The organism is Mycolicibacterium sp. MU0050 (assembly GCF_963378085.1).
In the GTDB taxonomy this organism is placed as follows: Bacteria; Actinomycetota; Actinomycetes; order Mycobacteriales; family Mycobacteriaceae; genus Mycobacterium; species Mycobacterium wendilense.
Window position 1 is genome coordinate 1,385,445 of sequence record NZ_OY726395.1, and the last position, 23,357, is coordinate 1,408,801.

A 23,357-nucleotide genomic window follows, 5' to 3' on the forward strand; every position below is an offset into this window, starting at 1 on the left:
CCCAAGCGAGTTTCCGTGACCTTCGTCATCACCCAGAACTGCTGCAACGACGCCAGTTGCGTCCCCGTCTGCCCGGTCGACTGCATCCGACCGGTGCCTTCGGCCGACGGCAGCGACTCGACCATGCTCTACATCGATCCCGCGTCGTGTGTGGATTGTGGTGCTTGCGAGGCCGAATGCCCGGTCGGCGCCATCTACCACGAGGATGAGCTCCCCGGTCCGCAGACGGTTTTCCTGGACATCAACGCCCAGTATTTCGCGGACCGCCCGCTACGGGCGCGCGCGGCGGACCCCGAGCCCCCTCGCCGCGACGTGGAGCCGGGCGCCCTGCGGGTGGCGATCGTGGGCACCGGACCGGCGGCGTGCTACGCCGCAACGGAGTTGATGCGCACCGCCGGTGTCGAAGTCAACATGTTCGAGCGGTTGCCGACGCCGTTCGGACTGATCCGCTCCGGCGTGGCCCCCGATCACCAACGCACCAAGGGCGTCGTCGCGCTGTTCGAACCGGCTTTGACGCATCCGAATCTGCGCTGCTACTTCAATGTCGCGGTGGGAGAGGACATCTCGCACGAGGAGCTGCTCGAGCACCACCACGCCGTCATCTACGGCGTGGGGGCCTCATCGAGTCGGACGCTGGGCATCCCCGGTGAGGAGTTGCCCGGGAACCACGCCGCCGCCGACGTTGTCGGCTGGTACAACGGCCACCCGGACCACGCCGGCGACTCCATCGACGTGTCCACGCGTCGAGCGGTCATCATCGGCAACGGCAACGTCGCCCTCGACGTCGCCAGGGTCCTGCTCGGCACGACCGAGCAGCTGGCCGCCACCGATATCGCCGAGCATGCGTTGCGGCACTTGGCCGAGAGCCGCATCGAAGAGGTGGTGATCGTGGGTCGCCGCGGTGTCGCCGACGCGGCCTTCACCATCGGTGAGTTCATCGCGGTCGGCGAGTTGGCCGGCGTGGACATCGTCATCGCCGGCGACATCGGGGAACGGCCCGACTCCGACTTCGACGGGGCGTTGAAGTTCGATACCGCCGAAACCTATGCCCGCCGTACCCCGGTGAGCGGCAACAAGCGTCTGGTGTTCCGGTTCGGGACGACTCCGGTCGAGGCGGTGGGAGCAGAGCGGGTGGAGGGACTGCGGGTCACCCCCACCCGCGGGGACGGCGGTCCGGGCGACGAGGTCATCGAGACCGGCCTGATCCTTCGCTCCGTGGGTTACCGCGGCACGGCGATACCCGGTCTGCCCTTCGATACCGAACGCGGTGTGGTGCCCAACGAGGGAGGCCGAGTCGTCGCCGGCGACGACGCCGTGCCCGGCGTCTACGTGACCGGTTGGATCAAGCGCGGCCCGCGGGGCTTCATCGGCACCAACCGCACCTGCGCGCAGGAGACGGTTGCCCACCTCCTGGACGACTTCCGGCACGGGCGGCTGCCGACGGTTGCCGCTGCCGGAAGGGGCGTCGACGCGCTGCTCGAGCAGCGCGGGGTCAGCCCCATCGATTGGGCCGGCTGGCAGCGGATCGAGGAAGCGGAACGCCGCCGAGGCGCGGAGAACTCGCGGCCCCGCGTCAAGTTTGCCGCGGTACCCGAGCTGATCGCGGCGGCCGCGGAGTAGGCCAGAATGGACTGACGGACACGTCGCGCCCAGCAGGGTCGCCCGACCCCAAGATAGGACAGAGCTATGTCGCAGTACCTGCAGGACAAGGTCATTCTCGTCACCGGCGCCGGCAGCGGGTTCGGCAAGTTGATCTCGGAGAAGTGCGCCGCGGCCGGCGCGAAGGTCGTCGGGGTCGACGTCGACGCCGACCGGTTGAACGAGGTGTTCGACGGCATCCGCTCCGCTGGTCACCAGGGCACCACGCATGTCGCCGACGTCGCTGACATGGCGCAGGTCAAGGCGGCCGCCCAGCACGCCCTCGACACCTTCGGGGCCATCGACGTGCTGGTGAACAACGCCGGGGTGATGCCGCTGGCGTTCTTCTCCGATCACGAGCAGGCGTGGGAGAAGTGGCATCAGGCGATCGACATCAACTTCAAGGGTGTCGTCAACGGCATCTCCGCGGTGTATGACCAGATGATCGCGCAAGGGCGGGGCCATGTGGTGAACATTTCCTCGATCTACGGTAACGCCGGCCTCGAAGGCTCCGGCGTGTACAGCGCCACCAAGGCCGCCGTCGATGCCCTGTCGAACTCGCTGCGGGTCGAGGCGCAGGGCAAGATCAAGGTCTCGACGATCAAGCCCACCGGCATCCTGGGGACCAACCTGGCGAACTCCGTGGTCAACGAGATGGCGATCGTGGGGTTGGTGGGTCAGAAGGCCATGCAGTTCATGGAGAACATCGGCAACGTCCAGAACGGGTCGCTGCGGCCCGAACAGACGGACCCGGAGTCGCCCGAGTACTGGCTGATCCGACCGGAGGATCTGGTCGAGGCGGTCGTGCATGTCATCGACCAGCCCTGGGGCGTGAATCTCAGCGATGTCACCGTGCGGGCCACCGGTGAAAACTACGTGTACTGACCGGTTTTGAACTCGCGCGAACGCCGCGGCAGCCGATCAGGGCGTCAGTCTGATCGGCTGCCTTCGTGCGGGTTTTAGCCGATCGGGACTCCGGCCTGATCCAGCACGGTGGCCAGGTCCCAGAAGTCGTCGTGGGAGGTCAGCTTGCCGCTCTCGTCGTACCTGCATACCGCCACGCCGGGAACGCTGAACTGCGAGCCGGTGGCATCGATCAGCTTGCCCGACCGCAGTCGCAGCGGCCCGTTGAAGCTACCGCTCCACACCCAGTTCGAGTACAGCCGGCCGTCAGCGGCATGAGTGTCGCCGAATTCGATCAGCGAATCGGAGGCGAACTTCAGCATGAAGCGATGGAACCGCGCGATCTCCTCGTGGCCCCGGTAGGTCCCGTCCATCGCCACATCGGTGTAGGTCCCCTCGGCCGCGAAGAACTTCAGCAGCGCCTCGGAGTCCGTGCTCCACGCGGCGGAATACGCCTTGGCGAAGCTCGGGTCGGTCGGGTGCGGTGTCGTCATCACAATTCCTTGCGTAGTCGGGCTTCCGGCCAGTGAATCTACTGGTTATTAGAAACACTGCGCGCGGAAACGGCTGTCCCACTCGAACTGGTTCTAGCTGCGAACCGTCAGTGCTACGGTGGGGTGAATTTAGTATTCATTAGATAATGAGGATTGGGAAGGTCGTTGGTCAACCACGCGAGAGCGCCCGCCCCGACCACCGCGGCGGACGTCACCGTGGCCTGGTTGACGCAGTGTCTGCAGCAGGCCGGCCATGACGTCGAGGTCACCGACTTTCGAGCGGAGTCGATCGGCAACGGCATGGTGGGTGCGGCGCAGCGCCTGATGTTGACGCTCGACGGTGTTGACGCGAGTGTCCCGGAGACGTTGGTACTCAAGTACTCGCGCGACGGGGCGGCAAGCCGGCGTACCGGCCGCGTGGGGTATGGCTTCGCGGGCCGCCCGGGCTTCTACGAACGGGAGGTGCGGTTCTACCGCGACCTCGCGTCGAAGATCGAGGCCCGGGTGCCGCGAAGTTATGCGCACTGGATTGCGCCGGACTGTGACCAGTTCGTCCTGCTGCTCGAGGACATCTCACCCGCCCAGCCCGGCGATGAGTTCACCGCCCCGCAACCGACCGAGTTGCACGGCGTGATGACCAATCTCGCCGGGCTGCACGCTCCGTTGTGGAGCGGACCCTTTCCGGCGGGCGACAATCTGCTAGAACCGCCGACGGCGGCGGAGGGCCAGCATTACCAGCGGATCATCTCGCGCAATGTCGAGCACTTCCGCACAGCGATGGCGGTAGAGCCCGGAAGTGCAACGGACCGTGTCCTCGGCCGCTTCGTCGAGCGCGCCGACCGCTGGTGGGTGTCGGCCGGGCAGCCGATGAGTTTGGTGCACGGCGACTACCGGGTGGACAACATGTTGTTCCCGACGGACGGCGCGAACAGGCCGGTCGTGGTGGACTGGCAGACGGCGTTGGTCGCTCATCCGGGGCGCGACCTGGGTGGTTTTCTCGGCGCCTCGATCCCGACCGAGGTGCGGCGCGAACACCAGGACGATTTGCTTCGGACGTACCACGGGCGGTTGACCGAGCTCGGTGTATCCGATCACTCGCTCCAGGATTGCGTGACGGACCTGCGGTTGGGCGCCTTCCAAGGCCTGCACCACACCACGTCGATCGCGCGGGCGGTGGATATGAACGACCGCGGTTGGCAGCTGGTCACCACATGGCTCGACCGGCTGCTCGCCACCTTCGAGGACCTCGATTCGCTGGACGCCCTCGACGATTTGGAGGCACTGTCATGAATCCGCGCCCACCGCAACTCACCGACGCCGACGAGATGCTCGTCCACCAGCACGTCGGCACGTTCGCCGAAGTGGCGACAACCGATCCAGCTTGGACCGAACGGGTTTGGGCCGGCGCCGGTGACACGGATGGTCGGGTGCATGTGGCCTTCGGAATGGGCCGATACCTGAACCGCAACGTCTTCGACGGGTTCGGGATGGTCACTGTCGGGAAAACTCAGTACACCGTGCGCGGAAGCCGCCGCCTGTACCCGGAGCCAACTGTGACGGCGGTGGGACCGTTGCGGTACGAGGTGGTCGAGCCGCTGGCGGCGGTCCGCTGCGTTCTCGAGCCGAACGAGGTGCAGCCGATCGCGTTCGACCTGACGCTGCACGGGCACACCCGGCCGTGGACTGAACGCAACACCGTCGTGCGCGGATACCGCACCACCGACGACGTCACGCGCTACATCCAGACCGGCTCCGCCGAGGGCCGGATCGAGGTGGCCGGCACGGCCTACGAGCTGACCCGATCGAACTCCTTTCAGCTGCGCGACCATTCGTGGGGCATTCGACCGCACATCGGCCCGCCAGCCGCTGATGCACGACCGGACGAGATCGGTGCGGACACCAACTTCCGGTTGGCGTGGGCCCCCGGGTTGATCCGCGGACAGGGCGGCGACTACGCGATCCACCTCTCGCACTGGATCAGTGCAAGCCCCCGGGGCACCGTCGCCGAGGACAACACTCGTTTGGTCCGGCCGGACGGCACCCAGTTGGCGGCCACGGCCACCGACATGCGACACCGGTTCGATCCCGCGACGGGACGCGTGCTCGATGTGACATTCGACTGCGAGATGGCGGACGGGACGAAACGCCGCTTTGTCGTCGAACCGCTGGGCGGAGCCGCCTCGTGCTTGGGGCCCGGCCTGTACTACGGCTGGAAAGGGCATTACCACGGTGAGGACCGCGGCCGGTTGGCCGTCGATGGTGAGCGCATCGACGACATCGAGGAACCGGAGATTCAGCCGCAGCTGCATCAGCTGCGCCAGTCCGTCGCGCGGATCACCGATGAGACCACCGGCGAGAGCGGTTGGTGCGGATTGCAATCGGAGGCCGTCGGCCGGTTCCCGGAGCTGGGACTTCCCAGCCGAAACTACCGCTGACGCCGGCGAGAGCCCGTCGACGCCCGCGGTCGCCGGCGACGGGTATGATTTAACCTAGAATCAAAAATGTGCTATGCGGGCGGCCGCGACCCAAACAGGAGTGCTGATGAACGAGCCCACTGCGCCGACCATGGAGACGGCACGGTCGATGTGCGACGAACCGGCCGCGGTGGCGGATTGGCTCGTGGAGCACGGAGAAACGGTGCAGGGGCCGGTGAGCGTCGCGCGGGTGGGCTTCGGTCAATCCAACATCACCTCATGCGTCACCGACCGGTCCGGGCGGGAGTGGATCCTGCGGGAGCCCCCGCCCGGCAAGGCGGTGAGCACCGCCCACGACGTCCATCGCGAGGCCGGCATCATCTCCGCGCTGGCGGCCAGTGGAATTCCGGTGCCGCATGTCGTGGGCACCGGGCAGACAGCCGGCGGCGCACCCTTTTTCGTCATGCACCGCGTCGGTGGCCGCGCCTTGGAAACCGAGCGGGACGCCGAGTCGCTCACCCCCGACCAACGCCAGGACATCGGGCGGCAGGTGGCGTCCATCCTGGGCCGCCTGCACACCCTCGACCCCGCCGTTCTCGGCCTGCCTGAGCCCCGCTCGCCGTATCTCGAGCGGCAGATCCGGCGCGTCACCCAGGCGTGGGACGCCAACGGCCGCGACAGCCGCCACGATGCCGCGTGGCAGGCGCTGCGGGACAGCCTGGCGCAGGCCGCCCCGCCCCGGACACGCTCGGTGGTGATGCACGGCGATTTCCGATTGTCGAACACCTTGATCGATGACGGCACGGTCACCGCGGTGCTCGACTGGGAGTTGGCGGCCATCGGAGACCCGCTCGCGGATCTGGCCTGGCTGCTCGACGACTGGCGAGCACCGGAAGATCCGGCGATCGTGATGCCGAGTCCGACGCGCGCCGGGGGGTTCCCCGACCGTGAGGAGATGGTCCGCATCTACAGCGAGGCTTCCGGTGTGCCGATCGACCGGATCGACTACTACCGCGCCTTCTCCCAATGGCGGGCCGCCAGCCTGTTGCAGGGTGTCCTGGTCCGCCGCCGCAAGGGCATCATGGGGGACCACGGCGCCGTCGACCTCGATGACCTGGACGCCTCGATCGAGACGCTGCTGACCTCGGCCGCCGAACACCTGAAGGAGTGACCCGATGACTCCGGATCGTGTCGCGGCCCTGTGCGCGGAACGTGACCTGCTGCTCGAGACCTGCCACAGCCTCACCGATCGGCAATGGGCGACCCCCAGCCGGGCCGAGGGCTGGAGCGTGCAGGACATGGTGGCGCACATGGGGGCGGGCTGTCGTGCGATCTTCACCGTCGACGCGCTGAAGATTCTGCGCAGCAACGACATCGAGAAATCGAACGACATGCTGGTCGACCAGCGGCGCCGTCGCACTCCGGCACAGGTACTGGGTGAATACGAGCGATGGAGTCGGCGGCTGATCCGACTAGCCCGTGTGGTCGACGCGGGCCCGCTTGCGCGGATCCGGCTGCCGCTCGCCGAACTCGGGCGGTTCCCGGTGAACCTCGTGCTGTGCAGCGCCATGACCTTCGACCACTACACCCATCTGCGCCACGACATAGCGCCGGCGCTGGGGTTGCCCCCGCCGCCTTCGGAGGCGAACACCGTGGCGGTGGTCCTCGAATGGATGCTCGCGGTGCTCGCCAACCAATTGAAGGCCGCGGTGCACCCCTGGCTGGAGGCGCCGTTACGAATCAACCTCACCGGGCCGGGCGGCGGGAGCTGGACCGTGCAACCGGACGGCGCCGTCACCACGCAGCCCGGCGCGGCTGCCGCCGAGATCACGGCCTCCGCACTCGAATTCCCGGAATGGTCCACGCGACGGGTCGATTGGCGGCAACGCGACGTGACCGTCAGCGGAGACACCGGGTATGGGGAGCGGTTCCTGGATGCAGTAAACATCGTATGAGCATTGTCACGCGTCGGACCACGGGCCGCGTCACGTCCGGGATCGTTCGGATCCCAGGCACGCCGCCAGCACAGTGAGGAGTCACCATGACCATCAGGACGAAGTTCACCGAGGTATTCGGGGTCGAGCACCCCATTGCCCAGGGTGGTATGCAGTGGGTGGGTCGCGCGGAGTTGGTGGCCGCGGTGGCGAATGCGGGGGCGTTGGGTTTCATCACCGCGTTGACGCAGCCGACGCCGGCGGATCTGGCCAATGAGATCGCCAAGACGCGGGATCTGACCGACAAGCCGTTCGGGGTGAATCTGACGATTCTGCCGTCGATCAACCCGCCGCCGTATGACGAGTACCGGCAGGTGATCGTCGATTCGGGGATCAAGATCGTGGAGACGGCGGGGTCGAATCCGGCGCCGCATCTGCCGATGTTCCATGACAACGGGATCAAGGTGTTGCACAAGTGCACCTCGGTGCGGCATGCGGTCAAGGCGCAGAGTCTGGGTGTCGATGGCATCAGCATCGATGGTTTCGAGTGTGCGGGTCATCCGGGTGAGGACGATGTTCCGGGGTTGGTGTTGATTCCGGCGGCGGCCAATCAGATCGAGATTCCGATGATCGCCTCCGGTGGGTTCGGTGACGCCCGGGGCCTGGTGGCCGCGCTGGCGTTGGGTGCCGACGGCATCAACATGGGGTCGCGGTTCATGTGCACCGTCGAGTCGCCGATCCATCAGAACGTCAAGGAAGCCATCGTCGCCGGCAGTGAACTCGACACCGAGTTGATCTTCCGCCCGCTGCGCAACACGGGCCGGGTGGCCTCCAACGCGGTATCCCGCGAGGTGGTCGAAATCCTGGACCGCGGAGGCAAATTCGAGGACGTCAAGGACCTGGTCTCCGGAGCCCGTGGAAGCAGGGTATATGAGACCGGTGACCTGGACGCCGGGATCTGGTGGGTCGGCACCGTGATGGGCCTGATCAACGACATCCCGACCTGTGGCGAGCTGGTGTCCCGCATCGTGGCCGAGGCCGAGGAGCTGATCACCGAACGCCTGGGCGGCGCTGTCGTCGAAGCGGCGATCCGATGACAGCGTGCCGCGTCGATGAATCTCCGCCCGCCGCAACCGGTAAGGAGTCGGCCTGCCAAATACGCGAGCCGACCTCGGTCGAAGCGCGGTTCGGGCTGCACTCCTGCAACCCCCGCGGCGAGGACAGCCATAGCGACATCGAGCTCGGCGACTGGGCACTCGACGATCGAGGCCAGGTCCAGGCGGGCGTCCTGGCGGTGCTGGCAGACCACACGCTCGGCGAGGTCCCGTTTCTGCGCCGCCCACCCGCCACCTGGGCGGTGACCACCGAACTCACGATAGATTTCGCCCGGCCGGCCGAACCAGGGGAAACGCTGCATGCCCGGGCCACTCCGACGAGGATGGAACAGGGCGGCGGACTGGTACACGGTGTCATCACCGATGCCGACGAGTCGGTGGCGGCGTTGGCCACCACCCGTTGTGTCTTCGTCCCGGCGACCCGGGATGCCCCGCCGCCGCCCGCGCCGGGGGTCAAGACCGACCAAACGGCGACGTCCATCACCGAACATCTGGGCCTTGCACCGGTAGTCGGCGATGCCGGTGTCGGACTGCAGTTGCGCGACGTGGACAGCTGGGTGAATGATTTCGGCATTCTCCATGGCGGCATCTGGACATGCATGACCGAGACGGCCGCCGCCGCAGCGGTTTCGGAGCAGAACCAGAAGCTGAGTACCGCGCAGATCAAGACCGTGTTCTTTCGGTCCGCCCCGCTCGGCGCCACGGTGAACGTCTACGCCAGTCCGATCCATGTGGGCGGTCGCTTCGCCGTGGTGGAGGTATCCGGTCACACCGACGACGGCACGTTGTGCACCAAGTCGACGGTGACTTTCCGTGGTGTCTAGACCCGAAGCTGCCCGGGCGATGAGGGCGTGGCCCTGCGCAGGACATACAGGAGTGCCCCGCTGGAGTTCACGCCGCGAGTCAGCCCGGTACCCAATGACTCACTCGAATTCGTCTGTGCAGGCCGACCGGTCTTCGACGGAACACCGTCGAAGACCGGTGGCCGCGATCAGCGATTGCCCGCCAGGTCGCGGCCGATGATCTCCTTCATGATCTCGGTGGTGCCCGCGTAGATGGTCTGGACGCGGGTGTCGACGAACGCGCGGGCGACCGGATACTCGTTCATATACCCGTACCCGCCGTGCAGCTGCAGGCACCTGTCGATGACCCGCTTCTGTAGCTCGCTGACGAACCACTTGCCCTTCGCCGCGTCCACGGGGGAGAGCTCTCCCGCGTTGTAGGCGAGCACAGACTGATCGGCGTATGCCTGCGCGACGTCGATCTCGGTGGCCATGTCGGCGAGTTCGAATCGAACGTGCTGCTTGTCGATCAACGACGACCCGAAGGCGGTGCGTTCCTTGCAGTACTGGACGGTCAGGTCGAAGATCGCCCGGGCCGTTGCGATGGCGGTCGCGGTGACCCCGAGACGTTCACGGGGCAGGTGGCTCATCAAGTGGTTCAGGCCCGCACCTTCTTCACCGAGCAGGTTCTGCGCGGGAACCGCCGCATCGTGGAAGAACAACTCGGCAGTGTCCTGACCCGGTAGGCCGATCTTGTCGAGCTTGCGGCCGCGTTCGAATCCGGGGGTGTCCCGTTCGACGACGAACAGGCTCAGCCGTTCGTCGGTGCGGGCCGCCACCACGACCAGGTCGGCCATGATTCCACTGGAGATGAATGTCTTCTGGCCGTTGAGGATCCATTGGTCGCCGTCGCGGCGCGCGGTGGTGCGAATGCCTCTCAGGTCGCTGCCGGTGCCGGGCTCGGTCATCGCCAATGCGCCGATCAGGGACCCGTCGGCGAACCCGGGCAGCCAGCGTTGCTTCTGCTCCGCATTGGTCAGGTCGAGCAGATAGTGCAGGACCAGATCGTCCTGGAGAGCGACGGTGAGACCGAACGACAGGGCGTTGATCCGGGCGATCTCCTCGCACACCACCATCCGGTAGCGGTAATCCGATTCGCCCGCACCGCCGTACTCCTCGCCGATCTGCAGAGCGTAGAGGCCGGTCTTGGCCGCCCGGGCGAACACGTCGCGGTCGATCCAGCGGTTCTGATCCCAATCCTGGTGGTGCGGAACCACTTCGCGGGCCAGGAACTCGCGCACCGTCTCCCGGTAGGCCTCGTGGTCGGCCTCATACAGTGACCGCTGCATGTCAGATCCGTTCGATGATGGTGACGTTGGCCTGGCCGCCGCCCTCGCACATGGTCTGCAGGCCGTAACGACCGCCGGTGCGCTCGAGGTGGTGCAGCAGCGAGGTCATCAGGCGCGCTCCGGTGCACCCGATGGGGTGCCCCAGGGCGATGGCGCCACCGTTGGGGTTGACCCGCGCCGGGTCGGCCTCCAACTCGGCCAGCCAGGAGAGCACGACGGGGGCAAAGGCTTCGTTGATCTCGACGGCGTCGATGTCCCCGATCGACATCCCGGCGCGTTTCAGGGCGTGTTGGGTGGCCGGGATCGGTGCCGTCAGCATCATCACCGGATCGGCGCCGCGCACCGAGATGTGGTGGATTCGCGCGCGCGGGGTGAGGTTGAACCGGTCGACGGCGGCCTGCGAGGCCACCAGCAGCGCCGCGGCGCCGTCGGAGATCTGGCTGGCCACCGCAGCGGTGAGAACCCCGCCCTCGATGAGGGTGGGCAGCCCCGCCATCTTCTCCAGGGAGGTGTCCGCGCGGGGGCCCTCGTCGACCGTCGCGTTGGCGAACGGGGTGATCTCCTTGTCGAAGTAGCCGGCCTCAATGGCCGCCAGGGCACGACGGTGGCTTTCCAGCGCGAACTTCTCGTTGTCCTCGCGCGTCAGGTTCCACTGCTTGGCAATGAGTTCGGCGCCACGGAACTGGGAGATCTCCTGATCGCCGTAGCGGGCCGCCCAGCCTTCGCAATCGGTCCACGGGTCGGTGGAGCCGAAGGGTTCGCCCGCGCCGAAGGCGCTCAGGATGGGGAACTGGCTCATCTTCTGCACGCCGCCGGCCACAATCAGGTCGGCCGTTCCACTCATCACGCCCTGGGCGGCGAAATGCACTGCCTGCTGGGCGGATCCGCACTGCCGGTCGATGGTCACTCCGGGCACCGACTCGGGCAGGCCGGCCGCCAACGCCGCCGTGCGCGCGATGTCCCCGGCCTGAGCGCCGATGTTGTCCAGGCAACCCAGGATGACGTCGTCGATCGCGGCGGGGTCCACGTCGTGGCGTCCGACCAGCGTCTTGATCACGTGGGCAGCCATATCGGCAGGATGGGCGCCGGACAGGCCGCCGTTACGTCGCCCGACGGGCGTGCGGACCGCATCGACAATGAAGGCTTCAGTCATGGAATTAATTTAACATAGAATCGAAACCATGCCGATGTGGAGCCGACAACCGTCGCTCAGCTGTTCGCGGCTGGCGTCTTGCGCTTGGATTTCCGGCCCGTGGGCTCGTCCGGGGCCGGTAGTGGGGACAGGCTGTGCCGGACGAAGGTCTGGGCGTTGGCCACGATGGTGTCCAGCGATGCGCGGCGCGGGTCCCACCACTCAGCGGCCCAGTTCAGCGCGCCCACCACGAGCGCTTGCGCGAGCTTGTCGTCGATGTCGTCGCGCAGTTGTCCGTCGGCCCGCGCATCCGAGAACAGCTTGCGCCAGATGCGGTCGTAGGCCGCCGCCTCCTTTTTCTGGCGGCTACGCAGGTGTTCGGGGATCTGGCCGGAGTTCCGGATCGACGCGGTGGCGTAGTCGGACAGCTCGAGTTCGTGCCGAAGGTGAGTCTCGACGGCGAACACGATGCGCTCCATGGGGGGCGTCCCGTCCGGAAGTCGATCGAGTTCGGCGCGCAGATGCTGTCGCATGTCGCTGATCCCGGCGAACATCACTTCTTCGATGAGGTCTTCGCGAGAGGAGAAGTAGTAATAGATGGCCGGAGCCTGCAACTCGGCGTACTTGGCTACATCGGTCAGTCGGGTCCCGGCGTACCCCTTCTCGCTGAGGACTCGCGCCGTGGCGTCCAGGATCCGAATGCGAGTGAGCTCGGACTTCTTCGGGTCCGAGCTGTCGGAATCCACCGCCTGCTTTGCCGGTTTTCGGGCCATCGTCCGATTCTAGGGGAGCGATCCGTTCTGCTCGGCCTCTAGGAGCATGGTGGTTGCCACCGTGTTCCAGTGTTTGAGGTGCGGATCCTTCGTGGGATCGCGGTTGTCGAGCGCATAGGTCAGCGCCACGCCCCGCATGCTCGTGATGACCAGATCCCGCACCACGGGGTACGACGGGTGACTGGACAGCGCGGGGCCGAACAGTGCGTCGGCGGAGGCTCGGATGACCGAGCCCATGAGGTACTCCTTGGGCAGTAGGGCGAGTCGCAGGTCTTCGTGGGACCGCGCGGCGACCCACAGCTCGACCGAGGCCCAGAAGTACGGCTGAGAATAGGTCGCCCACATCGTGTCGATCGCTTCGGCGATCCGCTCGACGGGGTCAGCGGCCCACTGTGCGCGGGTCCCCAAGTTCGTCACCCATTCGAGCGCAAGGTGATGCACAGCGGCGACCAGAAGTTTGTCGCGAGAAGGAAAATGGTTGAGCAGCCCGCCTCGCGAAACCCCGGCTTCCTTCTGTATGCGCAGTGTTGACGTCTTCGCATAGCCGTGCTTGTCCAGCACGCGTACCGCCGCATCCAGGATCTTCTGCTGGGCGAGCCGGCTGCGTTCCTGCTGAGCGCGCCTGGGGCGCTCAGGATTCTCAGCCCCTGCTGTTCCGGGCGGGACAGTCACTGTGACCCCATTCGTGCTTCCTGTTTGGGCGGGAGTTTAGTCGCCCGAGGCCGTAAGCCGACTTTCTCCGACGTCAAGCGGCCCCGGGAAGCTCCAGTCTAAACAGTCAGCGGTAGCTAATTAACGGCAGCGTTGATTTGCCGCGGTTCGGTCATCGATCGCGATCACGGCGTTAGGTGGTGGGCAGCGCAGTCCACGAGGCGGTTTGGGGCCCGACGGCCGGCAGCGGCTCCGGGTTTTGCCAATCACTAGACAGTCAGCTCTGACTCTATTAGGTTGATCCCGTCGACATTCGGCGGCGAGGCGTCCGAGTGTGGGCCGTGATGGCGCGAGGATGCCGCGGCGGTCTTCCGGCCGGCGTGCGAGCGCGCATCGCCGGGGCGATAGGAGTCGCGCATTTAACCATGGGGGGGCAGGCTGTGCTGAATATTTATCAGAAAGTAAGTGATCGCCTTATGGCATGGGATGTCCCGGCCGGGTACTGGCCCGTGTGGTGCGCCGGCAGCGGCGCTGACGCGAAAGGTCCTGCGAGCGTGCGCGCTGCCTCCAGGTGGATGGCATGGTCGGCGACCAGCCGACCCCGTTCGCGAAATGATGCGGCAATCCCTGGCGGCAGCCTCCCTCGCGAACCTGATAAAAGCCTGCAGTGCAGGGAAGTTCGCGCGCCAAAGGGCTTGAGTCTGGTGGATGCTGCGGTGGGGGTGCGGCCGGCGGGAGTCTGCGCGCAGGCGGCTTTCGAGGGGGTTCTGACCGTCCCACCGCACCGTCACCCGTCGCTCCGACTGGGTGGCTGCTCCGGGTGCGGAGCGGGTTACTGAAGCCGCTTGATATCGCCTACTTTTTAGTCTAATTTCAATCGACATCACAGGACGGAACCAGTGTGGCGTACGCCACGTGGGATCGGTCGGGGTCAGACGAAGGGATCAGAGCTTGACCTTGCGCAGCACCGTCGCCAAGCCGATGGGGGCAGTCGGCGACTTCGTTGCCATGGCGGTCGACACCATGGTCGCGATACCGAGACGCCCCTTCGCCTGGCGCGAATTGATCCAACAGTGCTGGTTTGTGGCTCGGGTGTCGATCATGCCGACCCTGATGCTGTCGATTCCGTTCACCGTGCTGTTGGTGTTCACCTTCAACATCCTGTTGGTCGAGTTCGGCGCGGCGGACTTCTCGGGCACGGGTGCGGCCTTCGGCACCGTGACCCAGATCGGCCCGGTCGTCACGGTGCTCGTCGTCGCCGGTGCGGGCGCCACTGCCATGTGCGCCGACCTGGGAGCGCGGACGATCCGCGATGAACTCGATGCGTTGAAGGTCATGGGGATCGACCCCATCCAGGCACTGGTGGTGCCGCGCGTCCTGGCCGCGACCATTGTCGCGACGGCGTTGTCGTCCCTGGTGGTACTGGTGGGATTGGCCGGCGGATTCTCGTTCTCGGTCTTCGTGCAGAACGTCACGCCGGGCGCTTTCGTGGCCGGTCTCACCCTGATCACCGGCTTTGCGGACGTGGCGATCTGCCTCATCAAGGCGGCGCTGTTCGGCTTCGCGGCCGGTCTCATCGCTTGCTTCAAGGGCACGACGGCCGCGGGTGGTCCCGCCGGGGTCGGCAACGCCGTGAACGAGACGGTGGTGTACTCGTTCCTCGCGCTGTTCCTGATCAACATCCTGGCCACCGCCGTCGGCGTCAAGGCGACGCTGTGAGCACCGGGGTGTCGCGCGGGATGTCGCCGCGCCTACGTCGCCTCGGCAACGGGTTCCTGGACGGGTTGGCCCGACTGGGGGAGCAGGCGTACTTCTACGGCCGGACTTTTGCCTCGGTGGGTGATGCCTTCTTCCGCTACAAGACCGAGGTGGTTCGTCTCATCGCCCAGATGAGTCTGGGCGTGGGGGCGCTGGCGGTGGTCGGCGGCACCATCGTGATCGTTGCGTTCTTGACGCTGTCCACGGGCGCTCTTGTTGCGGTGCAAGGCTATAACCAGTTCGCGGACGTCGGCGTCGAAGCCCTGACCGGATTCGCCTCCGCCTACTTCAACGTCCGACTCATCGCGCCGCTGACCGCGGGCATCGCGCTGGCCGCCACCATCGGCGCCGGCGCCACCGCGCAACTGGGCGCCATGCGCATCAACGAGGAGATCGACGCCCTGGAGGTCATGGGCATCAGGTCATTGACGTATCTCGCATCGACACGACTGCTCGCCGGAGTGATCGTGGTGATACCGCTGTACTGCGTGGCGATCCTGATGTCCTTCGTCGCCGCGCGATTCGGGACCACCTTCGTCTACGGCCAGTCCACCGGCGTCTACGACCACTACTTCAACACGTTCCTGCAGCCGACGGACGTCATCTGGTCGTTCTTCCAGGCCGTCGTCATGGCCCTCGTGATCATGAGCGTGCACACCTACTACGGCTACACCGCAAGCGGCGGCCCGGCCGGCGTCGGTGAGGCAGTGGGCCGCGCGGTGCGGACGTCACTGATCAGCGCGGTTTTCGTCACCGTGTTCGTGTCCTTGGCCATCTATGGCCAGTCCGGCAACTTCAACCTCTCCGGGTAGTCGTAATGAATTCAGTAGGCGAAAACAGCCGGTCGCGGCTGATCACGTACGCCCTGTGCCTGGTCGCTGCCGTCGTGGTCCTGGTGGTGGTGTGCTCCATGCTCTTCGTGGGTGCCCACCGCTCCTATACCCCTGTCACTCTCACGTCCGACCGCACGGGCTTGGTGATGGAGCAGGGCGCGAAGGTCAAGCTGCGCGGCGTAGTGGTGGGGCAGGTGGGACAGATCGCCGGCGGCAAAGAGCCGGTGAGTCTGCGACTCGAGATCACACCAGACCAACTGCGCCACATCCCCGCCAACGTCGAGGCCGAGATCAAGGCGACGACCGCGTTCGGCGCCAAGTACGTCAACCTGGTCATCCCCGACGACCCGGCCGCCGAGACTCTGACCGAGGGCGCAATCCTCAAGTCACGCAACGTGAGTACCGAGGTCAACACGGTCTTCCAGAATCTGGTCGGCGTCCTCGACCAGGTCGATGTCTCCAAGCTGAACGCCACGCTCTCGGCCCTTGCCGACGGACTTCGCGGGCAGGGCGAACGGATCGGGGAGGCCACCACCAGCGCCAACCAGGTCCTGCAGGCGGTAAACCCCCGGATGGACACCGTGCGTGACAACTTCCAGGCACTGCAGGGCTTCAGTGACGCCTACAGCGTTGCGGCAGAAGACATCCTGAGAGTGCTGGATTCCGCGGCCACCACCAGCGCGACGATCACGGAGAAGTCGCAGACGCTCGAGGGCGTGCTCCTGGGCGCAATCGGCTTCGGCCAGTCCGGAGTCGACCTGCTCGCCCCCAACGCGGACAACCTCGTGCGTGCGATTCGGGCTCTCGAGCCCACCACCGACGTCCTGGAGAAGTACAGTCCCACCTACACCTGCCTGCTGCAAGGCTCGGTCGTCGCCCTCAAGACGGGGAACTACCCCGCCATGGGTGGCGCCAACGGCAAGTCGCTCATCGTCGACGCGGGGCTGTTGCTCGGCGACGACCCGTACCGCTTTCCGCAGAACTTGCCGATCATCGCCGCCAAGGGCGGACCGGGCGGCAAGCCCAGCTGCGGATCGCTCCCCGACGCGGCCAACAAGTTCCCCGTCCGTCAGGTCGTGACCAACACCGGCTTCGGCACCGGCCTGGACATCCGGCCCAACCCCGGCATCGGCTTCCCGGGCATTGCCAACTACTTCCCCGTCACGAAGGGCGTCCCGGAACCACCCAGGATCCGCCACTTCGGTGGGCCGGCGCCCGGTCCGTTGCCGCCCTACCCGGGTGCGCCGCCCTACGGCGCGGCCCAGTACGGGCCGGACGGTGCGCCGCTGTACCCACCGCCGCCCGGCGCGCCGGCACCCTAGCCCCGACTTCGACCCGCAAAAGGAAGTGCGTTGAAAGACAACCTGAGCGGCGCCACCTGGCGATTGGCCGCCTTTCTCGTCGTGTGCGCCATGGGGACCTTCGCCCTGCTGATGATCTTCGCCGAGCTGCGGTTCTACAGCGAGAAGGTGTACCGGGCCGAGTTCATCGACGCGAGTGGCCTGGAGCGCGGCGAGTTCGTGCGCATCGCCGGCGTTGAAGTGGGCAAGGTGAAATCCATCGAGGTCGGCGAGGAGGGCAGGGCCCACGTCGAGTTCTCCACCGCCGACTCCGTCGTCCTGACGGACGGGACCCGGGCGGCCATTCGGTGGGCCGACATGATCGGTGGCCGCTACCTGAGCCTGGAACCCGCAGCCGGAAGCGTCCAGCCGTTGGAACCCGGCGCGACCATCCCGGTGGAGCGGACCGCGCCCGCACTCGATCTCGACGCGCTCATCGGCGGGTTTCGGCCGTTGTTCCGGGCACTGAATCCCGATCAGGTCAACGCGTTGTCAAGCCAGCTGATTCAGGCGTTCCAGGGCCAGGGCGCCACCATCGGATCGCTGCTGCAGCAGACCGCGCAGGTGACGATGACGCTCGCCGACCGCGACCAACTCATCGGAGACGTCATCACCAACCTGAACACCGTGCTGGGTTCGTTCGCCAGTGAAAGTGAGAAGCTCGACGAGTCCATCGACTCTCTCTCGCAGCTGATCGAGGGGCTCAACGCGCGCAAGGCCGACCTCAGCAACGCGGTTGCGCACATCGACGGTGCCGCCGGCACCATCGCGGACCTGTTGGCTCAGGCGCGTCCGCCGCTGCAGCGAGTGGTGGAGCAGACGGACCGCACCGCGGGCCTCGTGGTTGCCGACCACGAGTACTTCGACGACCTGCTCAACACGCTGCCCGACGTCCACCAGCTGATCTCCCGACAAGGCATCTACGGCGACTTCTTCAGCTTCTACATGTGCGATGTGGTCTTGAAGTTGAACGGAAAGGGCGGGCAACCGGTGTATGTGAAGGTGGCCGGTCAAGACACCGGGCGGTGTGAACCCAAATGAAACCCTTCGCTGAACGCAACCGCGTAACCGTCGGAGCCGTCGGCACCCTGATGGCCGCGGGTCTGGTGGTCGGGGCATTGCAATACGACAAGCTCGGCTTCTGGATGGACAACGAGTACACGGCCTACTTCTCCCAGATCGGTGGCCTACGTACCGGAGCGCCCGTCCAGGTGGCCGGGGTGCGGTCTGGAAAGGTGTCCAGCATCGAACTGGAAGGCACCCAGGTCCGGGTGACCTTCGAGGTGGACCGGAAGATCCGACTCGGCGACCGCAGCGAGGCGGCGATCAAGACCAAGAGCCTGCTCGGATCCAAGTTCGTTGACGTCACCACCCGCGGCGACGGGAAACTGGACGACGCCATCCCGGTCGACCGCACGACCTCCCCGTACGAACTGCCGGACGCGCTCGGCGATCTCGCCACGACCATCAGCGGCCTGAACACCACCCAGGTGTCGGACTCGCTGGCCACGCTGGCCGAGACATTTCAGAGCACGCCGCCCGACGTCCGGGAAGCCGTGCAGGGACTTTCGATGTTCTCCGAGACGATCGACCGTCGCAACGGCGAACTGCGGGAACTGCTCGCCAGCGCGCGCCAGGTCACCGGCGTGCTGGGCGAGCGCAGCGACCAGATCGCCGCGCTGATCAGAAATACCAACTCACTGCTGGTGGCGCTGCAGCAACAGAGCGTCGCCCTCGACCAGATCTCCGGTGACATCTCGGCGTTTTCCCGGCAGGTATCGGGACTGGTCGCCGAGAACCGCAGCCAGTTGCGGCCGGCGCTGGACAAGCTCAACGGCGTGCTCACCATCGTCGACAACCGCCGTGAGCGACTCCAGAAGAGTCTCAAGCTGTTCAACAAGTACATCCTGCAACTCGGCGAATCGGTCGCGTCGGGGCCGTTCTTCAAGGCCTACATCGTGAACCTGCTGCCGGGGCAGTTCGTGCAGCCGTTCATCGACGCGGCGTTCTCGGACCTCGGGCTCGACCCGAATGTGTTGGCTCCCACGGAGCGAATCGATCCGCAGGTGGGCCAACCCGGCACACCCGCGCTACCCGTGCCCTACCCCCGCACCGGGCAGGGCGGCGAGCACCGCATGACCCTGCCGGATGCGATCACCGGCAAACCTGGGGACCCGCGCTACCCGTATCGCGAGCCCCTGCCCGCGCCGCCACCGGGCGGGCCCGCCCCCGGCCCGCCGGCGGCCGCGCCGCCGAACATGGCCAGCGAGTACGAGCCGAAACAACCGACTGTCGTACTGGCGCCGGGAGAGCCGGGCGCGCCCGGACCGTCGATCCCACCACCACCGCCGGAGGCCGCCCCGTGACGCGAACGTACCGACGTCGAAGCACCGCTCTCGCAGTCGTTTTGGTGGCCGTTCTGTTGGCCGCAATGTTCGTCGTGCTGCGTGGCTACGGAGCGAGCGGCCGCACGCATTTCACCGCCTACTTCGAGAACAGCAACGGCGTCTATCCCGGCGACGAAGTGCGCATCCTCGGAGTGCCGGTGGGGGAGATCGACAGCATCGAGCCGGAGGCAGACCGAGCCAAGATCGTTTTCTGGGTGCAGGACAAGTACCAGGTGCCGGCCGACGCCCGCGCCGTCATCCTGTCCCCGCAGCTGGTGACCGCGCGGTCGATCGAACTCACGCCCGTCTACACCGGCGGACCCGTTCTGCAGGACCAGGCGGTGATACCCCTGGAACGCACGGCGGTGCCGGTGGAGTGGGACGACCTGCGCGATCAACTCGAAAAGCTCACCGACTCTTTGCAACCGACCGAACCGGGGGGAGTGAGCACGCTCGGTGCGTTCGTCAATACCACCGCCGACAACCTCCGCGGTCAGGGCTCGGACATCCGGCAGACCGTCGTCAAGCTGGGCGCGGCCATGTCGGTTCTGGGCGACCACAGCGACGACCTGTTCACCTCCATGAAGAACGTGTCCCTGGTGGTGTCCGCCCTGCGCGACAGCACCGATCTGATGCGTCAGCTGAACGGCAATCTCGCCTCTGCGACCGGCCTGCTGGCCAACGACCCCAACGAGGTGGGTTCGGCGCTCCAGGACCTCGCCGTGGCCGTCGACGACGTCACCGGATTCCTCGAGGAGAACCGGGAGGCGATCGGCACCGGAACCGACAAGATGGCGTCGGTCACGACCGCGCTCAACGAGAGCATCGAAGATGTGAAGCAGTTCTTCCACGTCAGCCCGAACACGCTGCAGAACTTCTACAACATCTACCAACCCGCCCAGGCCTCGCTGACCGGCGCGTTGGCGGTCAACAACTTCGCCGATCCGATCTCGTTCCTCTGCGGCGCCATCCAGGCGGCCTCGCGGTTGGGCGCCGAGGAGTCGGCCAAACTGTGCGTGCAGTACCTGGCACCGATTGTGAAGAACCGGCAGTACAACTTCCCGCCGTTCGGCGTGAACCCCTTCGTGGGGGCCTCGGCACGGCCGAACGAGATCACCTACAGCGAGGATTGGCTGCGCCCGGACTTCCGTCCGAATCCGGCGCCGGCGCCAGAGCCCGCGGCCGCGGATGCCGTGTCGCACGCCGCCGAAGCGACCTCGACCGATCCGAATCTGGGGCTCTCCGGGCTGATGGTCCCGCAGGAAGGAGGGTCCTGATGGATGCGAAGATTCGAGGCCGGGTGACCGTCCTACTCGCAGCCGTGACGATGCTCATGTTGGTGACCGGGTGCGGGTCGTGGCGCGGTCTCAACTCGATCCCGATGCCGGGAACGAAGGGCGGCGGACCAGGCTCCTACACGATCCAGGCTCAGCTGCCCGATGTCTCGACGGTGCAGGAGAACTCACGCGTTCGAGTGGGTGACGTGAACGTGGGCACCGTGACCAAGATCGAACTGCAGAACATGCACGCCCTGCTCACCATCAGGCTCGACGGCGACGTCGATCTGCCGGCGAACACCACGGCCAAGGTCGGCCAGACGAGCCTGCTCGGGTCCACCCACATCGAGCTTGCCGCCCCGGCCGATCCGCAAGGGCGGTTGAGTGAGGGCGACGTGCTGCCCCTGGCGTCCGGTGCTGCATACCCCAACACGGAACAGACGCTCTCGGCGTTGTCGCTGCTGCTCAACGGCGGCGGCGTGGGCAAGCTGCAGGACATCACCACCGCCCTGAGCACCGCATTCACCGGGCGAGAACATGACCTGCGCGAGCTCATCAGCCAGTTCGACACGTTCATGACGCGGCTCAATTCCCAAACCGACGACATCATCGCGGCTACCGACAGCCTGAACAACCTGGCCGGCCAGGTTGCCGACCGGAAACCGGTGGTGAACAAGGCGTTGGCCACGGTTCCGGATGCTCTGACGGTCCTGAGCGACCAGCGCGAGATCCTCGCCGACGCAGCGGACAAGCTGGGCCAGTTCAGTGCCGTCGCCAATCAGGCCGTGAGCCAGAGCAAGGAGGCGTTGGTCGCCGAGCTCGAGGACCTCGGGCCGGTGTTGGAGGCCTTGGCCAACGCGGGGCCGGACATGACCCGCTCCCTGAGTCTGTTGACCACGTACCCGTGGGCCAAAGAGACGGCGGCGAACATGTTCCGCGGTGACTACGCGAACCTCACCGCCATCATCGACCTGACGCTGAGCCGCATCGACACCGGCTTCTTCACAGGGACACGTTGGGAGGGTGATCTCACCAAGCTCGAGCTCCAGTGGGGCCGGACCATCGGCCAGACCCCCAGCCCGTACACCGCGGGCAACCCCCTCGTCGTTCCCTACCAGGCCGATCAAGGACCGTAATCAATGCACCTCACTCGTCGAATTCGGATGCAGCTGACGGTCTTTGCCGTCGTCTCGGTGGTGGCGGGCGCGGTGATGATCTTCGGATACATCAACGTGCCGGCCATGTTCGGAATTGGCCGCTACGCGGTCACGGTCGAGCTGCCGGAAGCCGCCGGGCTGTACAAGGGCGGCAACGTCACCTATCGCGGTACCAAGGTGGGCCGGGTCGACGACGTCCGGTTGACCGACACCGGAGTCGAAGCGGTGCTCTCGCTGAATTCGGGAGTCGACATTCCCTCGGACCTGCGGGCCGAGGTACACAGCCAATCGGCGGTGGGCGAACAGTTCGTGGCGTTGCTCCCTCGGGACGGCGGGTCCGCGCCGCTCAAGGGTGACGACGTCATCACCCGCGACAACGTCACGGTGCCACCGGACATCAACGAGCTTGTCGATGCGACAAACAAGGGGCTGCAAGCGATTCCGCGCGACAACCTCAAGACCGCGGTGGACGAGGGTTATGTCGCCTTCGGGGGCCTGGGCCCGGACCTGGCACGGCTGGTGGACGGCAGCACCTCGTTGGCGATCGACGCCCGAAGGGATCTCGATTCCCTGACCACGCTCATCGATGAATCGGGACCGGTGCTCAACTCGCAAGTCGATTCCTCGGATTCGATTGCCGCGTGGGCCCGCAATGTCGCCAACCTGGCCGACCAGGTGAAAAATCACGATTCCGACGTGCGGAAGTTCCTGGACCGGGGTGCCGGGGCCGCCGATCAGGGCCGCGCGTTGTTCGACCGCGTGAATCCCACCCTTCCGGTGCTGCTGGCGAACCTGGTGAGTGTGGGCGAGGTTGCGCTCACCTACAACGCCGGCATCGAGCAGATTCTCGTGGTGCTGCCGGCCAGCGTCGCCTCCCTTCAGGCCGCAGGCATTGCGAACCGCGACACCAGACAGGACTACAAGGGCGCCTATCTCGACTTCAACCTCAACCTGAATCTGCCGCCCCCCTGCAACACCGGCTATCTCCCGGTGCAGCAACGCCGCCCGGCGGCACATACCGATGCGCCGGACCTGCCCGAGGGCGACGTCTACTGTCGGGTGCCGCAGGATTCCCAGGTGTTGGCGGTGCGTGGGGCTCGAAACATCCCGTGTCTCAACGCTCCTGGGAAGCGCGCTCCGACCGCGCAGCTCTGTGAGAGCGACGAGCAGTACGTGCCGCTCAACGAGGGGCTGAACTGGAAGGGCGATCCGAACGCCACGCTGTCGGGCCAGGCCGTCCCACAGTTGCGGCCCGGGCAGGAGGCTCCGGCGTCGATCCCGGCTCCCCAGTACGATCCTGCGACCGGTACCTATGTCGGTCCGGACGGGAAGCTCTACACGCAGTCGAATCTGGCCCGACCCGTGCTCGGCGAGCAGACCTGGGAATCGATGTTGGTGCCGCCGGGCCGATAGGGCTCGG

At 66.3% G+C, this 23,357-nt stretch carries 21 protein-coding genes; 16 read left to right on the forward strand and 5 right to left on the reverse strand.

Annotation, left to right across the window (positions count from 1 at the left end; all coding sequences use genetic code 11):
• The first annotated feature begins 15 nt into the window (after positions 1 to 15).
• Together R2K23_RS06705 and R2K23_RS06710 are read left to right on the forward strand one after the other, a co-directional pair.
• The gene (locus tag R2K23_RS06705; RefSeq protein WP_316515430.1) at positions 16 to 1,620 is read left to right on the forward strand and encodes an FAD-dependent oxidoreductase; all 1,605 of its coding nucleotides are present in this window, start codon (positions 16 to 18) and stop codon (positions 1,618 to 1,620) included.
• A 66-nt stretch (positions 1,621 to 1,686) separates the two neighbouring features.
• Positions 1,687 to 2,523 carry an SDR family oxidoreductase gene (locus tag R2K23_RS06710; protein ID WP_316515432.1) on the forward strand — a complete coding sequence of 279 codons (837 nt, stop codon included), beginning with the start codon at positions 1,687 to 1,689 and terminating at the stop codon, positions 2,521 to 2,523.
• Positions 2,524 to 2,597: 74 nt separating this feature from the next.
• Here the strand turns inward: R2K23_RS06710 and R2K23_RS06715 are convergent, their stop codons facing one another.
• Positions 2,598 to 3,035 carry a nuclear transport factor 2 family protein gene (locus R2K23_RS06715; RefSeq protein WP_316515434.1) on the reverse strand — a complete coding sequence of 146 codons (438 nt, stop codon included), beginning with the start codon at positions 3,033 to 3,035 and terminating at the stop codon, positions 2,598 to 2,600.
• Positions 3,036 to 3,200: 165 nt separating this feature from the next.
• Between R2K23_RS06715 and R2K23_RS06720 the strand changes: the two genes are divergently transcribed.
• From R2K23_RS06720 to R2K23_RS06745, 6 genes are all read left to right on the forward strand, one after another.
• Positions 3,201 to 4,325 carry a phosphotransferase gene (locus R2K23_RS06720; RefSeq protein WP_316515436.1) on the forward strand — a complete coding sequence of 375 codons (1,125 nt, stop codon included), beginning with the start codon at positions 3,201 to 3,203 and terminating at the stop codon, positions 4,323 to 4,325.
• Complete coding sequence (locus R2K23_RS06725) at positions 4,322 to 5,470, forward strand: Rv3169 family protein (protein WP_316515438.1); 1,149 nt, start codon at positions 4,322 to 4,324, stop codon at positions 5,468 to 5,470. The genes R2K23_RS06720 and R2K23_RS06725 overlap by 4 nt, the downstream gene beginning before the upstream one ends.
• 106 nt (positions 5,471 to 5,576) lie before the next feature.
• On the forward strand, positions 5,577 to 6,620 hold the full coding sequence (locus tag R2K23_RS06730; RefSeq protein WP_316515440.1) for a phosphotransferase family protein: 1,044 nt from the start codon (positions 5,577 to 5,579) through the stop codon (positions 6,618 to 6,620).
• A 4-nt stretch (positions 6,621 to 6,624) separates the two neighbouring features.
• Positions 6,625 to 7,404, forward strand: a complete 780-nt coding sequence (locus R2K23_RS06735; RefSeq protein WP_316515442.1) for a maleylpyruvate isomerase family mycothiol-dependent enzyme — start codon at positions 6,625 to 6,627, stop codon at positions 7,402 to 7,404.
• Between the two features lie 86 nt (positions 7,405 to 7,490).
• Positions 7,491 to 8,480, forward strand: a complete 990-nt coding sequence (locus tag R2K23_RS06740) for an NAD(P)H-dependent flavin oxidoreductase (RefSeq protein ID WP_316515443.1) — start codon at positions 7,491 to 7,493, stop codon at positions 8,478 to 8,480.
• Entirely contained in the window at positions 8,477 to 9,322 is an 846-nt protein-coding gene (locus R2K23_RS06745) for a PaaI family thioesterase (protein ID WP_316515445.1), read from the forward strand. Before R2K23_RS06740 ends, R2K23_RS06745 begins: the two co-directional genes overlap by 4 nt.
• A gap of 167 nt (positions 9,323 to 9,489) precedes the next feature.
• On the opposite strand, the gene R2K23_RS06750 is transcribed toward R2K23_RS06745, so the two are convergent.
• From R2K23_RS06750 to R2K23_RS06765, 4 genes are read right to left on the reverse strand one after another with little or no spacing between them, the layout of a single operon-like run.
• The gene (locus R2K23_RS06750; RefSeq protein ID WP_316515446.1) at positions 9,490 to 10,629 is read right to left on the reverse strand and encodes an acyl-CoA dehydrogenase family protein; all 1,140 of its coding nucleotides are present in this window, start codon (positions 10,627 to 10,629) and stop codon (positions 9,490 to 9,492) included.
• A 1-nt stretch (position 10,630) separates the two neighbouring features.
• Positions 10,631 to 11,782 (reverse strand): acetyl-CoA C-acetyltransferase, encoded by a 1,152-nt coding sequence (locus R2K23_RS06755; RefSeq protein WP_316515448.1) that lies wholly within the window; start codon positions 11,780 to 11,782, stop codon positions 10,631 to 10,633.
• A gap of 56 nt (positions 11,783 to 11,838) precedes the next feature.
• Positions 11,839 to 12,534 (reverse strand): TetR/AcrR family transcriptional regulator, encoded by a 696-nt coding sequence (locus tag R2K23_RS06760; protein WP_316515449.1) that lies wholly within the window; start codon positions 12,532 to 12,534, stop codon positions 11,839 to 11,841.
• A gap of 9 nt (positions 12,535 to 12,543) precedes the next feature.
• Positions 12,544 to 13,206: a TetR/AcrR family transcriptional regulator gene (locus R2K23_RS06765; RefSeq protein WP_316515450.1), complete on the reverse strand. Its 663-nt coding sequence runs from the start codon at positions 13,204 to 13,206 to the stop codon at positions 12,544 to 12,546.
• Positions 13,207 to 14,166: 960 nt separating this feature from the next.
• Between R2K23_RS06765 and R2K23_RS06770 the strand changes: the two genes are divergently transcribed.
• The 8 genes from R2K23_RS06770 (at position 14,167) to R2K23_RS06805 (ending at position 23,350) form a co-directional block, all read left to right on the forward strand.
• The gene (locus R2K23_RS06770) at positions 14,167 to 14,904 is read left to right on the forward strand and encodes an MlaE family ABC transporter permease (protein WP_316517099.1); all 738 of its coding nucleotides are present in this window, start codon (positions 14,167 to 14,169) and stop codon (positions 14,902 to 14,904) included.
• Positions 14,905 to 14,924: 20 nt separating this feature from the next.
• On the forward strand, positions 14,925 to 15,755 hold the full coding sequence (locus tag R2K23_RS06775; RefSeq protein WP_316517100.1) for an MlaE family ABC transporter permease: 831 nt from the start codon (positions 14,925 to 14,927) through the stop codon (positions 15,753 to 15,755).
• Between the two features lie 5 nt (positions 15,756 to 15,760).
• Entirely contained in the window at positions 15,761 to 17,098 is a 1,338-nt protein-coding gene (locus tag R2K23_RS06780; RefSeq protein ID WP_316515451.1) for an MCE family protein, read from the forward strand.
• A gap of 30 nt (positions 17,099 to 17,128) precedes the next feature.
• Positions 17,129 to 18,157 carry a virulence factor Mce family protein gene (locus R2K23_RS06785; protein ID WP_316515452.1) on the forward strand — a complete coding sequence of 343 codons (1,029 nt, stop codon included), beginning with the start codon at positions 17,129 to 17,131 and terminating at the stop codon, positions 18,155 to 18,157.
• On the forward strand, positions 18,154 to 19,482 hold the full coding sequence (locus R2K23_RS06790) for an MCE family protein (protein ID WP_316515453.1): 1,329 nt from the start codon (positions 18,154 to 18,156) through the stop codon (positions 19,480 to 19,482). Before R2K23_RS06785 ends, R2K23_RS06790 begins: the two co-directional genes overlap by 4 nt.
• Before the next feature lie 65 nt (positions 19,483 to 19,547).
• Positions 19,548 to 20,780, forward strand: a complete 1,233-nt coding sequence (locus R2K23_RS06795; protein ID WP_396893543.1) for an MCE family protein — start codon at positions 19,548 to 19,550, stop codon at positions 20,778 to 20,780.
• Positions 20,780 to 21,916, forward strand: coding sequence for an MCE family protein (locus R2K23_RS06800; protein ID WP_316515456.1), 1,137 nt, complete (start codon positions 20,780 to 20,782; stop codon positions 21,914 to 21,916). The genes R2K23_RS06795 and R2K23_RS06800 overlap by 1 nt, the downstream gene beginning before the upstream one ends.
• A 3-nt stretch (positions 21,917 to 21,919) precedes the next feature.
• On the forward strand, positions 21,920 to 23,350 hold the full coding sequence (locus tag R2K23_RS06805) for an MlaD family protein (protein WP_316515458.1): 1,431 nt from the start codon (positions 21,920 to 21,922) through the stop codon (positions 23,348 to 23,350).
• The last annotated feature ends 7 nt before the right edge of the window (positions 23,351 to 23,357 follow it).

Excerpts from the sequence above, each read along its gene's own strand:
- R2K23_RS06710 (WP_316515432.1), top strand. The coding sequence starts at position 1,687 with ATGTCGCAGTACCTGCAGGACAAGGTCATTCTCGTCACCGGCGCCGGC.
- R2K23_RS06715 (WP_316515434.1), bottom strand. The coding sequence starts at position 3,035 with ATGACGACACCGCACCCGACCGACCCGAGCTTCGCCAAGGCGTATTCC.
- R2K23_RS06725 (WP_316515438.1), top strand. The coding sequence starts at position 4,322 with ATGAATCCGCGCCCACCGCAACTCACCGACGCCGACGAGATGCTCGTC.
- R2K23_RS06730 (WP_316515440.1), top strand. The coding sequence starts at position 5,577 with ATGAACGAGCCCACTGCGCCGACCATGGAGACGGCACGGTCGATGTGC.
- R2K23_RS06735 (WP_316515442.1), top strand. The coding sequence starts at position 6,625 with ATGACTCCGGATCGTGTCGCGGCCCTGTGCGCGGAACGTGACCTGCTG.
- R2K23_RS06740 (WP_316515443.1), top strand. The coding sequence starts at position 7,491 with ATGACCATCAGGACGAAGTTCACCGAGGTATTCGGGGTCGAGCACCCC.
- R2K23_RS06745 (WP_316515445.1), top strand. The coding sequence starts at position 8,477 with ATGACAGCGTGCCGCGTCGATGAATCTCCGCCCGCCGCAACCGGTAAG.
- R2K23_RS06750 (WP_316515446.1), bottom strand. The coding sequence starts at position 10,629 with ATGCAGCGGTCACTGTATGAGGCCGACCACGAGGCCTACCGGGAGACG.
- R2K23_RS06755 (WP_316515448.1), bottom strand. The coding sequence starts at position 11,782 with ATGACTGAAGCCTTCATTGTCGATGCGGTCCGCACGCCCGTCGGGCGA.
- R2K23_RS06760 (WP_316515449.1), bottom strand. The coding sequence starts at position 12,534 with ATGGCCCGAAAACCGGCAAAGCAGGCGGTGGATTCCGACAGCTCGGAC.
- R2K23_RS06770 (WP_316517099.1), top strand. The coding sequence starts at position 14,167 with ATGGGGGCAGTCGGCGACTTCGTTGCCATGGCGGTCGACACCATGGTC.
- R2K23_RS06775 (WP_316517100.1), top strand. The coding sequence starts at position 14,925 with ATGTCGCCGCGCCTACGTCGCCTCGGCAACGGGTTCCTGGACGGGTTG.
- R2K23_RS06780 (WP_316515451.1), top strand. The coding sequence starts at position 15,761 with ATGAATTCAGTAGGCGAAAACAGCCGGTCGCGGCTGATCACGTACGCC.
- R2K23_RS06790 (WP_316515453.1), top strand. The coding sequence starts at position 18,154 with ATGAAACCCTTCGCTGAACGCAACCGCGTAACCGTCGGAGCCGTCGGC.
- R2K23_RS06795 (WP_396893543.1), top strand. The coding sequence starts at position 19,548 with ATGTTCGTCGTGCTGCGTGGCTACGGAGCGAGCGGCCGCACGCATTTC.
- R2K23_RS06800 (WP_316515456.1), top strand. The coding sequence starts at position 20,780 with ATGGATGCGAAGATTCGAGGCCGGGTGACCGTCCTACTCGCAGCCGTG.
- R2K23_RS06805 (WP_316515458.1), top strand. The coding sequence starts at position 21,920 with ATGCACCTCACTCGTCGAATTCGGATGCAGCTGACGGTCTTTGCCGTC.